The organism is Dyella sp. 2RAB6, from assembly GCF_052115385.1.
Classification (GTDB): Bacteria; Pseudomonadota; Gammaproteobacteria; order Xanthomonadales; family Rhodanobacteraceae; genus Dyella_D.
The window spans coordinates 138010-150593 of the sequence record NZ_JBFRGP010000009.1 but is presented as its reverse complement, the minus strand read 5'-3'; the positions used below and the strand labels follow the sequence as shown (position 1 = coordinate 150593).

Here is a 12584-nt window from a genome sequence, read left to right as displayed (position 1 = left end):
ACGGGGAGGAGTTAAACCATGTCGCACATCGCACTACGCCGTCACCGGCTCGCCAGCGCACTCGCGCTGGTGCTGCTGCCAACGTTCGCGCTGCACGCGCAGGACGCCGGCACAAGCCAGGCAGCAAGCCAGGACCCGTCCGCGCAAGCGGAGAAAAAGGCCAAGACGCTGGACAAGGTCGTCGTCACCGGCTCGCGCATCGCGCGCGCCGAGGTCGAGGGGCCGGCGCCGGTCAATATCATCAAGGGCGAGGACATCCAGAAGCAGGGCTTCAACACCGTGTTCGAGGTGATGAACTCGATCACCCAGGCCGGCATCGCCGAAACGCCGCCGAGCTGGGGCAGCACCTCGGTCAATGCGCGCCAGCTCAACCTGCGCAATATGGGTTCCAACCGCAGCCTGCTGCTGATCGATGGCCACCGCGTCACCGATTACCCGATGCCGGCCAACGGCAAGACCAACTTCCAGAACTACAACAACATCCCCACCGGCATGATCGACCGCATCGAGGTGCTGGCCACCGGCGCCTCGGCGATCTACGGTTCGGACGCCATCGCCGGCGTGGTCAACATCATCCTGAAGAAGAACTACCAGGGTGACGACATCAAGGTGCAGCTCGGCAGCTCCACCCGCGGCGGGCGCGATTTCGGCGACATCAACTTCGTCGGCGGCCGTTCGGGCGACAACTGGAGCGTGGTGTACAACCTGCAGCGCAGCCACCGCACGCCGCTGTGGGGCCGCGACCGCCGCTACAGCGATTCGGATGCCGACGCCGGCTACGGCGCCTGGGACCAGAACGCGCGCATGTTCGGCTATCCGCGCTATACCGGCCTGATGCTGGCCGATGCCAACGGCAACTACATCACGCCGCCGGCCGGCTCCTGCAACCAGCGCGGCTTCAAGAACAACTTCAGCCAGTATCACAAGCAGACGGTGGCGACCAACGGCAACACGGTCGATCCCACCAACATCACCGACGGCGGCAGCTACTGCGCGCAGAACGACCTGTTCGGCAACTGGGTGCTGACACCAGGCCGCGACGATCGCGATGCCTTCGTGTCCGGTACCTACGACTTCGGCGGCGGCCTGCAGGCCTACGGCTCGGTCGGCTATTGGGAAACCCATGGCGTGTCCAACACGCAGTTGCCGTTCCTGTATCCGATGGGCGGCATCCCCGGTTCGTTCTACGACCAGGGCAGCGGCCAGGTGATCACCAACTACTTCCGCCAGCTGACCCCGGCGGAGATGGGCGGCTACGGCAATACCCACGACGACGAAAAGAACTGGGACATCCACACCGGCCTGCGCGGCACCTTGTTCGACAACCGCTTCAACTGGGACCTCAACCTCGGCCACGCCAAGTACATCGTGCGCGAAAGCTACACGGGCCTGAACGAGCAGGGGATGTTCAACTACTTCTTCGGCCCGCAGCAGGGCACCACCACGGTGGGCGGCAACGAATACCCGGTGTACACGATCAACCAGCAGCGCTTCTGGAATCCGATCTCCACCGCCGACTACCGCACGTTCGCGGTGACCGGCCAGAACACCGCGGTGTCGTGGATGGACCAGGCTTCGCTGAACCTCACCGGCGACCTGTTCAATACCTGGGCCGGCCCGGTCGGTTTCGCCGGCGTGCTGGAAGCCAACCACCAGGGCTACAAGCTGACGCCCGATGCGCGCGGCAACACCACCACCTTCGGCGATCCCTTCCAGGACTACAACGCCGGCGGCGGTACGCGCATGCGTCTGTCGGCCGGTACCGAGTTCCGCGTGCCGCTGTCGGATACGCTGACCTGGAGCCTGTCCGGCCGCCTGGACAAGTACCGCGACGCCAGCAGCGCCGACATCGCCCGCACCTGGGGCACCGCGATCGAATGGCGCCCGCTGCAAGGCCTGCTGCTGCGCGGCACCTACGGCACCAACTTCCACGCGCCGGACATGCAGTACCTGTACAAGCAGGACTCGCTGTCGACCAAGGGCATCTACTCCGACTACTACCAGTGCATCAACGGCAACCAGGCGGTGTGTCCGGCCATCCAGCACACCACCTACTACACCTTGCATGCCGCCGGCGGCCATAACCTGCTGCCGGAAGAAGGCCATGCCTGGACCTATGGCTTCGTGTGGGACGTCAACGGGGTCGAGGGTCTGTCGATCTCGGCCGACTACTGGCACATGGGCATCGACAACGCCATCGACAACGTCGGCGAGGACGACGTGCTGAAGGACGAGGCCGGCTGCCGTACCGGCCTGCAGGTGGGCGGCGCGCCGTACACCTTGCATGCGCAGGGTTCGGAGTACTGCAAGCAGATCATCGCCAACGTGAAACGCGACGCGCAGGGCAACATCACCGCGGTCTACACCGGCCCGATCAACCAGAACAAGCTGTACGTCAGCGGCGTGGACGCCAACGTCAGCTATCGCTGGAAGACGCAGAACTGGGGTGCGTTCAACTTCTCGCTGGACTGGACCGACAACCTCTCGTACAAGCTGCAGAAGTACGCCAGCGACCCGCTGCTCAACACCCGCTACGACCGCGTGGCCACGCGCACCCGCGCCACGCTGAACTGGCTGAACGGGCCGTGGGACGTGACGGTCTACGGCGAGCGCCAGGGCGGCGTGCGTGCACCGCACTACGGTGGCTGCGAAGTGCTGGCCAACGGCATCACGCCAGGGCTGGGCGATCCGTCCTGCGTGGTCTATCGCGCCTACACCTCGCCGTGGGTGACCTTCAGCAGCACCGTGGGTTACCGCTTCGACGAGAAGCTGCGGATCGGCCTGACGGTCACCAACCTGTTCGACAAGGTCGGCAGCATCCCGTACTACGCGGGCGGCTTCGAGTTCATCCCGACGCTGCAGGGTGCCAACTACAACGGCCGCGAGATCTCGCTGCAGGTGGAGTACAAACTCGACTGAATCCGGCTCGACTGAATCAAGCTCGACTAAGGCAAGACGGCGGGGCGCTGCTTGGCGCCCCGCCGGTTCGTCCGGCTGCCCCGGCCGGTAACTCACAACAATGCAGGAACAACCCATGTCGAAGTGGTCGCAACGTCTCCTCTGCCTGGCGCTCGGCGCGGGCCTGGCCTTCACCGCCAACGCGCAGAACGCCGCCGGCCTGACGCCCTCGCCGCAGCAATCGCACTGGCAGGACCTGGAGTTCGGCGTGATCGTGCACTTCGGCACCAACACCTTCCTCGACCGCGAATGGGGCGACGGCAAGGCCGACCCGAAGGTATTCAATCCAGATCAGGTGGACCCGGTGCAATGGGCGCGCGCCAGCCGCGCGGCCGGCGCCACCTACATGGTGATGGTGGCCAAGCATCACGACGGTTTCGCGCTGTGGCCGACCGAGCAGAGCAACTACTCGGTGAAGAGCAGCCCGTGGATGGGCGGCAAGGGCGACCTGGTGCGGCTGGCTTCCGATGCCGCCGCCAAGGAGGGCATGGAGTTCGGCATCTATCTGTCGCCGTGGGATCGCCACGAGCCGCGCTACGCGGACTCCAAGGCCTATGACAACTACTACGTGGCCCAGCTCGGCGAACTGGTGCAGCACTACGGCATGCTCACCGAATGGTGGCTGGACGGCGCCGGCAGCGGTGGCCACGTCTACGACTTCAAGCGTTATATCGAGGAACTGCGCACCTACCAGCCCAATGCGGTGGTGTTCGCCGACATGGCGCTGTTCGAATACGGCGACGCCCGCTGGGTGGGCCAGGAAGACGGTCATATCCGTTACGAGAACTGGAACGTGATCGACCGCCACGGCTACCAGCGCTGGCGTCCGGTGGAAGTGGACACGCCGCTGCACAAGCTGCACTGGTTCTGGCATGCCAACGACGAAGCCACGCTCAAGAGCGTGCCCGAGCTGATGGATATCTGGGAAAGCAGCGTGGGCCGCGGCGGCCAGCTCATGCTCGGCATCGCGCCGGACAAGCACGGCCTGCTGCCGGACGCCGACGTCAAGCGCCTGGAAGCGTTCGGCAAGGCGCTGGAAGCGCGCTACGGCAATGCTGCCAACCTGGCGCGCCAGCATGTGAAGGCCGACGAGAACACCGAGCGCGCGCTCGATGGCAACCGCGACAGCTTCTGGTCCGCCCCCGCCGATGCGCGCAGCGCCACGCTGGAAGTGGACTTCGGCAAGCCGGTCACCTTCGACCGCACGCTGGCGATGGAATGGCTGGACGAAGGGCAGGCGGTGCGCCGCTATGCGGTGGAGATCTGGGACGGCCAGGCGTGGAAGGCGGTGGCGCGGGCCGAGGCGATCGGACACAAGAAGATCGATACCTTTGCGCCCGTCACGGCACAGAAGGTACGGTTGCATATCCTGTCCAGCGCGGGCGTCGCGCGCATCCGCGAATTCCAGGTGTTTGACGCCCGCGGTCACTAGATGCGTGAGCCCCTCTCCCGTCGGGAGAGGGGTTGGGGTGAGGGTGCGAGCGGAGTGGGGCGCACCGCTCCGCCCGTACCCTCATCCGGCTGCCGCCACCTTCTCCCGGAGGGAGAAGGGCTCCCCATCGGAAACTGTCTATTAAATCGGAACCTTTCATGCAGAGAAGCGCAACGTTCCCCTATTGGTCCGCATTGGCGGTGTCATTGCTGCTGGCTGGCCCTGCCACCGCAGCGCAACTAAGCACGCAATCCCTCGAGCAAGCCTGGCAATTCCACATCGCGCCGAAGTCGGCCGAGGCCAAGGCGCATCCGGAAGCCGCCGAATGGCGCGCCGCCGCGGTGCCCGGCAGCGTGCAGACCGACCTGCTCGCGGCCGGCGTCATCACCGACCCGTTCTATCGCGACAACGAGGCGCGGCTGCAATGGATCGGCCTGGCCGACTGGGATTACCGGCTGAGCTTCAAGGTCGATCCGGCCACGCTCAAGCGCGGCCACCTGGAGCTGGTGTTCGACGGCTTGGACACTTACGCCGACGTCACCCTCAACGGCCGCAAGCTGCTCGCCGCGGACAATATGTTCCGCCGCTGGCGCGTGCCGGTGAAGGGTGCGCTGCGCTCCGGCGAGAACAAGCTGGAAGTGCATCTGCATTCGCCGATCGCACGCCTGCAGCCGTGGTTGTTGAAACAGCCCTATGCGCTGCCGGGCGAGTTCGACTCCGCCTTCGGCGACGAACCCAAGGCCAAGCAGACCGCCAACTACATCCGCAAGGCCAACTATCAGTACGGCTGGGACTGGGGCCCGCGCTACGTCACGCTCGGCATCTGGCAGCCGGTGCGGCTGGAAAGCTGGGACGACGTGCGCATGAGCGATGTCCATATCGCGCAGCAGCACGTCGATGCCGACCTCGCCCAGCTGCAGGCCGAAGCCAGCGTGCAGGCCGACCAGCCGGGCAAGGCCAGGCTGACGGTGAGCTGGTCCGATCCGGACGGCAACCATCAGCAGGCCAGCCAGGACGTGGAACTGCGCAAGGGCGACAACGCGCTCAGCCTGCCGATCCGCATCGAGCATCCGCGCCGCTGGTGGCCGGTGGGCTACGGCGCGCAGGACATGTACCGCTTCGAAGTGAGCCTGAGCCGCGACGGCGACACCCTGGCCAGCGCCAGCCGCGCCACCGGCCTGCGCAGCGTCGAGCTGCGCCGCGACAAGGACCAGTGGGGCCGCGGCTTCGCCTTCGTGGTCAACGGCGTGCCGATCTTCGCCAAGGGCGCCAACCTGATTCCGTTCGACAGCTTTCCCAATCGCGTGACACCCGAGCGCATGGCGCAGATCCTGCGTTCCGCGCGCGACGCCAACATGAACATGCTGCGCATGTGGGGCGGCGGGCATTACCAGAGCGATGCGTTCTACGAGGAAGCCGACAAGCTTGGCCTGATGATCTGGCAGGACTTCATGTTCGGCGGCGCGATCCCGCCGTATGACGAAGCGTACCGCGAGAACACCCGCGTCGAAGCGGTGGAGCAGGTGCGCCGCCTGCGCGATCATCCGAGCATCGTCCTGTGGTGCGGCAACAACGAAGTGCAGACCGGCTGGGAAGCCTGGGACGACCGCAAGAAGTTCCAGCAATCGCTGCCGCCGGAGGAACTGGCGCGCATCGAGAGCGGCATGAAGGCGCTGTTCGGCGAGACCCTGCGCAGCGTGGTGCGCGAGAACGCGCCCGATGTGCCGTACTGGGCCAGCTCGCCCAGCACCGACTACGAAGGCGCCGCCAACCAGCTCACCGATGGCGATTACCATTCGTGGAGTGTGTGGTCCGGCTCCAAGCCGATCGAGAAGTACCTGAGCGAGACGCCGCGCTTCCAGTCCGAGTACGGCCTGCAGTCCTTCCCGGTGATGGCCACCGTGCGCGCCTTCGCCGAGGACCGCGACCTGGAGCCGAACTCGCCGGTGATGCGCGCGCACCAGAAGTTCGCCAACGGCGACGGCAACGACCGCCTGCTGCTGTATATCCGCAAGTATTACGGCGAGCCGAAGGATTTCGAGTCGTTCGTGTACCTGAGCCAGGTGATGCAGGCCGAGGGCATCGAGCTGGCCGCCGAGCATCTGCGCAGCGTGAGGCCGCAGGCGATGGGCTCGCTATATTGGCAGTTGAACGATGTGTGGCCGGGTGCGTCCTGGTCCAGCGTGGATTACTTCGGCCGCTGGAAGGCGCTGCAGTTCCACGCCCGCCGCTTCTATGCGCCGGTGCGGGTGGTGGCGATCCACAACGAAGGGCATAGCGAGGTGTTCGTGGTCTCCGACCGCACCGCGCCGTTCCAGGCCACCTTGCGCAGCCTCGTGATGAACATGGAAGGCAAGGTGCTGCGCGAGCGCAAGCAGGCGCTGAAGGTGGAGCCGCTGGCCAGCACCAAGCTGGCCAGCCCGACCGACGCCGAGCTGCTGCGCAAGGCTGACCCGGCCGCCACCTTTGTGGTGTACGAGCTGCTCGACGACAAGGGCAAGGCGTTGTCGCGCCACCTGTTGTTCGTCAAGCCGCCGATCGAGCTGAAGCTGCCCGATCCGGACCTGAAGGCCGAACTGCGCGACAACGGGCAGGGCGGTGTGCTCGTGGTCAGTGCCAAGCATCTGGCGCGCGAAGTGTGGGTGGACTTCGGCACGCTCGACGCGACGCCGGAAGACAACGCCTTCAACCTGCTGCCCGGCGAGACGCGCGAACTGCGCATCACCAGCGAGGCCGGCATCGATGCCTTGCGCGGCGCGCTGCACGTGCGCTCGCTCGCCGGTGCCACTAAGGGAGACGCCAAGCCATGACAGCCTCCCGCCGCGACGTATTGAAGATGATGTCGTTCGCACTCGGTGCCGCCGCTGTCGGCGGGCCGGCTCTGGTCGCGAACGCGCGCGCTGGCGCCGCCGGCTTCGCCAGCAAGCGTCCGCCGCTGGCCAAGCGCAAGTTCGTCAGCAAGGCCGTGGAGCAGGTGATCGCGCGTACCAAGGCGAAGATCGCCGATCCGGAACTGGCCTGGCTGTTCGAGAACTGCTACCCCAATACGCTGGACACCACGGTCGAACTGGGCAGCTTGCGCGGCAAGCCGGATACCTTCGTGGTCACCGGCGATATCGACGCCATGTGGCTGCGCGATTCCTCCGCGCAGGTGTGGCCGTACGTGCCCCTGGCTAAACAGGATGCCGACCTGCGCCGGCTGTTCCGCGGCCTGATCCGCCGCCAGGCCGTGTGCATCGCGATCGATCCGTACGCCAACGCCTTCCTGCCCGATCCCACCGCGAAGACCAACCTCGATTGGGCCCAGCACGACGTCACCGAGATGCGCCCCGGCGTGGCCGAGCGCAAATGGGAGATCGATTCGCTGTGCTATCCGGTGCGCCTGGCCACGGCGTATTGGAAAGCCACCGGGGACCGCGAGCCGTTCGATGACGACTGGCGCGCCGCGATGCGCCTGGTGGTGCAGACCTTCCGCGAGCAGCAGCGCAAGGATGGCCCCGGGCCGTATCGCTTCCAGCGGCAGTCGCTGATTCCCACCGAAAGCCTGTTCCTCGCCGGCTACGGCAGCCCGGCCAGGCCGGTCGGCCTGATCCATTCGATGTTCCGTCCTTCCGACGACGCCTGCCTGTATCCGCTGTTCATTCCCGCCAACCTGTTCGCCGTGCATGTGCTGCGCGAGCTGGGCGCGATGACGCAGAGCCTGTTCAACGACACCGCGTTCGCGGCGGAGTGCAAGGCGCTGGCCGACGAAGTGCAACAAGCCGCGGAACAATACGGCGTGATGCGCGACGAGCAGGGCCGGGAATTCTGGGCCTACGAAGTGGACGGCTACGGCAACCAGCTGTTCATGGACGACGCCAACGCGCCGGGCCTGCTGAGCCTGGCGTATCTGGGCTGTTGCCCGCTGGACGATGCGCGCTATCGCCGCACGCGCGAGTTGGCGTGGAGCAAGCGCAATCCGTATTTCTTCGCCGGCAAGGCCGCCGAAGGTATCGGCGGGCCGCACGAAGGCCTGCGCATGATCTGGCCGATGTCGCTGATGATGCGCGCCTTCACCAGCACCGACGATGCGCAGACACGCCAGTGCCTGCAGTGGCTGAAGACCACGCATGCCGGCAGCGGCTTCATGCACGAGGCGTTCGACCAGGACGATCCCGCGCATTTCACCCGGGCCTGGTTTGCCTGGGCCAATACGCTGTTCGGCGAATTGATCGTCGAACTGGCGCAGCAGCGGCCGGCCTTGTTGCGCGCTTGAGGCGTATCCTGCCTTTCCCCCTCCATCCCCCTCTGGAGTTTCCACCATGGTGACACGCAGGCGATTCCTGCAAGGCGCAGTGGCCGCAGCCCTGCTCGGCAACCAGCTCGATCCTTTCAACGGCATCGCCCAGGCACGTGCCGCCGGTGCCAAAGGCGGCGGCGCCGGTGAGGCAGCCGCCGGCGTGTCGCGCTACGTCGATGTGTTTATCGGCACCGGTGGCCATGGCCATACGTTTCCCGGTCCGTCGCTGCCGTTCGGCATGGTGCAGCTGAGCCCCGATACCTACGACGCGCAGTGGGACGCCTCGTCCGGCTATCACCAGGGCGATGGCTCGATCATGGGTTTCTCGCATACGCACCTCAGCGGCACCGGCGCCAGCGACATGCTCGACGTGCTGGTGATGCCGTGCACCGGCCCCGTGCGCCTGCAGCCGGGCGACCGCGAATACCGCGGCACCAACTACCGCTCGCGCTACGACGGCGTGCCGCCCACCAATACGCCCACGCCCTCGAAGCAGGGCCAGCCGGCCACGCGCGGCTATCGCTCGCGCTACGACAGCGCCGACGAGCATGCGCGCCCCGGCTATTACCAGGTGCGCCTGAAAGATTACGACGTGCTGGCCGAACTCACCGCCACCCTGCGCGCCGGCCTGCATCGCTACACCTTCCATGGCAACGACGAAGGCCATCTGCTGGTCGATTTCGCGCATGGCTTCCACGATGACCCGGCCAAGCCCAGCAAGGTCAGCGACGCCACGCTGCGTCTGGTCGGCAAGGACACCCTGGTCGGCAGCCGTCGCGTGCACCAATGGGCGAACGGCCGCCATATCCATTTCGCGCTGAAGGTCTCGCGCCCGTTCGACAGTGCCGTGCTGTACAGCGAGGACGCGCCGCTGGCCGGCGCCAAGGATGCGAGCGGCACCCATCTGAAGGCCACGCTGCACTACAAGCAGCCGGGGCAGGCGCCGTTGCTGGTGAAGGTGGGCATTTCCGGCGTGGATATCGATGGCGCGCTGCGCAATCTCGACGCCGAAGTCCCCGGTTGGGATTTCGACGGCACGCGCCACAGTGCCGAGGCAGCGTGGGAGAAGGAACTCGGCCGCATCCGTGCCGATGCCGCGTCGGAAGACACCAAGAAGGTGTTCTATTCCGCGCTGTACCACACCATGCTCGCGCCCACCTTGTTCAGCGACGTCGACGGCCGCTATCGCGGCATGGACCTGAAGATCCACCAGTTGCCCGAAGGCAGCCACAACTACAGCACCTATTCGCTGTGGGACACCTATCGCGCCGCGCACCCGCTGTACACGCTGTACCAGGCCGAGCGCGTGCCCGACCTGGTCAACGGCCTGCTGCGCATGGCTGCGGAAAGCCCCGACGGCCCGCCGGTATGGCCGCTGCAGGGTGTGGAGACCGGTTGCATGATCGGCTACCACTCCGCGGTGGTGGTGTCCGAAGCGGTGGCGAAGGGTTTCCCCGGCGTCGATCCGAAACAGGCCTGGCCGCTGTTCCGCAAGCGCGCGATGGACGACGACTATCGCGGCCTGGCGTACTACCGCAAGCTCGGCTATATCCCCGCCGACAAGGAATGGGAAGCCGTCAGCAAGACGCTGGAATACGCCTACGACGACTGGGCACTGTCGCACCTGGCCGATGCCGCCGGCGCCAAGGACGATGCCGAAACGCTGCGCAAGCGCTCGCGCAATTACCGCAACGTGTTCGACAAGAGCGTCGCCTTCATGCGTCCGCGCGGCGAGCACGGACGGTGGCTGGAACCGTTCGATCCACGCAGCATCGGGCATGGCAAGCAGTGGCGCGACTTCACCGAATCCAATGCGTGGCAGGCCACCTTCCTCAACCAGCACGACCTGTACGGCTATATGGAATTGTTCGGCGGCCAGCCCGCGTTCGAGCACAAGCTGGACGAGCTGTTCACCACCAGCTCCGAGCTGCCGGCCGATGCGCCGCCGGATATCGCCGGCCTGGTCGGCCAGTACGCGCACGGCAACGAGCCCGGGCATCACATGGCCTATCTGTATGCCTACACCGGCGCGCACTACAAGACGCAGTCGCGCGTGCGCATGCTGTTGACCGACATGTATCGCGCGGACCCCGATGGTCTTGCAGGCAACGAGGATTGCGGGCAGATGAGCGCGTGGTACGTGCTCGGTGCGATGGGCCTGTATCCGGTCGACCCGGTGAGCACGCACTACGTGTTCGGCAGCCCGGTGCTCGATCGCGCAGAAGTGGATGTCGCCGGCAAGAAGCTGGTGGTGGAAGTGAAGGGCAACGGCGCCGACAGTCCGTATATCCAGTCGGTGACCTGGAACGGCAAGCCGTGGAGCAAGAGCTGGATCGCGCATGCGGATCTGGCCGCCGGCGGCACCCTGGTGTTCCAGATGGGCAAGACGCCGAACAAGCAGTTCGGCGCGGCGCCGGCGGATCGGCCGCCGTCGTTTGGTTCGAGCATGAAGGCCTGAACCTTAGAGTCAGTCTCAACCGATGAAACCCTTCTCCCTCCGGGAGCGCGCGGGGAGCGCACAGGGATGTGCGCGGCTCTCCTCGCTCATCAAAGCCGGGCACATCCCTGTGCCCTCTTCGCGTGGAGGAGCGAGGAAGGTGGCGGCAGCCGGATGAGGGTACGGGCGGAGTGGGGTGCACCACTTCGGCCGTGCCCTCACCCCAACCCCTCTCCCGATGGGAGAGGGGCTTACGCCTCAATGCCCCTGATGCTCCTCATGCCCCCGCGGCGCCTGGGCATGCGCCGCAGGCTGCGCATGCCCGCCCCCCTGCGGCCGGTACGCTGACATCGGCGCTGCGTGATACGCCGGCTGTTGCGGTCGCGGCATCTCACGCGGACCCGCATACGAAGCACGTTGCGGAGCCCCATTGCGATACGCCGGCGCCGCGTTACGCGCCGGCCGCGGCGTAGCGACATCCATGCCACGCGGTTGCGCAGTCGCCGTACGGTTGCCATGCGGTGCGAACGAAGCCGAAGGCAGTGTTGCATTGGCGCTATGCGGCGCGGGCTGGTTCATCGGCCGCGCGCCAGCCGCCGTATCGAGATTGCGCGGTTGCGGTACGGCCGAACCGCCACGATGCGGAGCGAACCCCGCTGACGGCAGGCCACCGTTCGGCACACGCGCCGCGGCGTTGCCCGGCGCCACTGCCGCACGCGCAGGCATCGCTTCGCGTCCAGCGAACGCACCCGCACGCGGCGTGGCCGCGACCGACGGCATGCCATGGTTCGCACTCGCGCGCAGCTCGCGATTCTGCGCCGCCATCGTCATCTGCTGGCGCTGCGCCGCCACCGGCCCTTGGCGCTGCATGCGCGCGGCCTGCAGCTCCTGCGCCGTCGCGCGCGCCGCGATGCCGCCCGGGCCGCCGTTGTAGCTGGTGTGGTTCACCGTGATGTTGTTGATCACCGTCTTGTTGTAGACGTCGGTGATGTGCGTGTTGATGTTGTTGACGCTGCGGTTGTAATAGAACCGGTTGCGATTCCAGTAACCGCCGGCATAACCCACGCCGGTATAGCCGAAGCCGTAGTTGATGCCGCCGTAGAAGCCGACGCGCGGCCCCCAGTAGCCGATGTGGAACACGTAGGCGCTACCGCTCCAGCCCCACCAGGCCGGGGTCCACAGCGCGCCGGAATAAGGCGGCTCCACCCAGGTGCCCGGCACCCAGTAGTAACCGCCGTCATCGTCGTAGGCCCAGTAGCCCGGCACCCATAGATAGCCCGGTGCGGGGATCGCCGGCTGCACGTAGACCGGCAGCGGCGGCGGGGCGATGTTGACGGAGACGAACACGCCGGCGGTGGCGGTCGAAGGCAGCGCGACGACGCCAGCGGCCAGCAGGGCCAGTCCGAGCAGGCCATGTGACAGGCGGGTGCGCAGGGGCGAAGCGCGGTTCGATGCGAAGGACATGGCGACTCCTCGTC

General features: G+C 66.4%; 6 protein-coding genes. 5 read left to right on the top strand and 1 reads right to left on the bottom strand.

Annotated features, from left to right (window positions below):
• Positions 1 to 18: 18 nt before the first annotated feature.
• From AB4083_RS14745 to AB4083_RS14725, 5 genes are all read left to right on the top strand, one after another.
• Entirely contained in the window at positions 19 to 2919 is a 2901-nt protein-coding gene (locus AB4083_RS14745) for a TonB-dependent receptor domain-containing protein (protein ID WP_441608833.1), read from the top strand.
• Positions 2920 to 3034: 115 nt separating this feature from the next.
• Positions 3035 to 4390 carry an alpha-L-fucosidase gene (locus tag AB4083_RS14740; protein ID WP_441608832.1) on the top strand — a complete coding sequence of 452 codons (1356 nt, stop codon included), beginning with the start codon at positions 3035 to 3037 and terminating at the stop codon, positions 4388 to 4390.
• A 158-nt stretch (positions 4391 to 4548) separates the two neighbouring features.
• A complete protein-coding gene (locus AB4083_RS14735; RefSeq protein WP_441608831.1) occupies positions 4549 to 7200 on the top strand; it encodes a beta-mannosidase in 2652 nt (883 codons plus the stop codon).
• Entirely contained in the window at positions 7197 to 8645 is a 1449-nt protein-coding gene (locus AB4083_RS14730) for a glycoside hydrolase family 125 protein (RefSeq protein WP_441608830.1), read from the top strand. The genes AB4083_RS14735 and AB4083_RS14730 overlap by 4 nt, the downstream gene beginning before the upstream one ends.
• 46 nt (positions 8646 to 8691) lie before the next feature.
• Entirely contained in the window at positions 8692 to 11127 is a 2436-nt protein-coding gene (locus AB4083_RS14725; RefSeq protein ID WP_441608829.1) for a GH92 family glycosyl hydrolase, read from the top strand.
• 237 nt (positions 11128 to 11364) lie between these two features.
• Here the strand turns inward: AB4083_RS14725 and AB4083_RS14720 are convergent, their stop codons facing one another.
• Positions 11365 to 12570, bottom strand: a complete 1206-nt coding sequence (locus tag AB4083_RS14720) for a hypothetical protein (RefSeq protein WP_441608828.1) — start codon at positions 12568 to 12570, stop codon at positions 11365 to 11367.
• Positions 12571 to 12584 lie beyond the last annotated feature (14 nt).

What these genes read in the sequence shown, in the direction of transcription:
- AB4083_RS14745 (WP_441608833.1), top strand. Translation starts at nt 19, where the DNA reads ATGTCGCACATCGCACTACGCCGTCACCGGCTCGCCAGCGCACTCGCG.
- AB4083_RS14740 (WP_441608832.1), top strand. Translation starts at nt 3,035, where the DNA reads ATGTCGAAGTGGTCGCAACGTCTCCTCTGCCTGGCGCTCGGCGCGGGC.
- AB4083_RS14735 (WP_441608831.1), top strand. Translation starts at nt 4,549, where the DNA reads ATGCAGAGAAGCGCAACGTTCCCCTATTGGTCCGCATTGGCGGTGTCA.
- AB4083_RS14730 (WP_441608830.1), top strand. Translation starts at nt 7,197, where the DNA reads ATGACAGCCTCCCGCCGCGACGTATTGAAGATGATGTCGTTCGCACTC.
- AB4083_RS14725 (WP_441608829.1), top strand. Translation starts at nt 8,692, where the DNA reads ATGGTGACACGCAGGCGATTCCTGCAAGGCGCAGTGGCCGCAGCCCTG.
- AB4083_RS14720 (WP_441608828.1), bottom strand. Translation starts at nt 12,570, where the DNA reads ATGTCCTTCGCATCGAACCGCGCTTCGCCCCTGCGCACCCGCCTGTCA.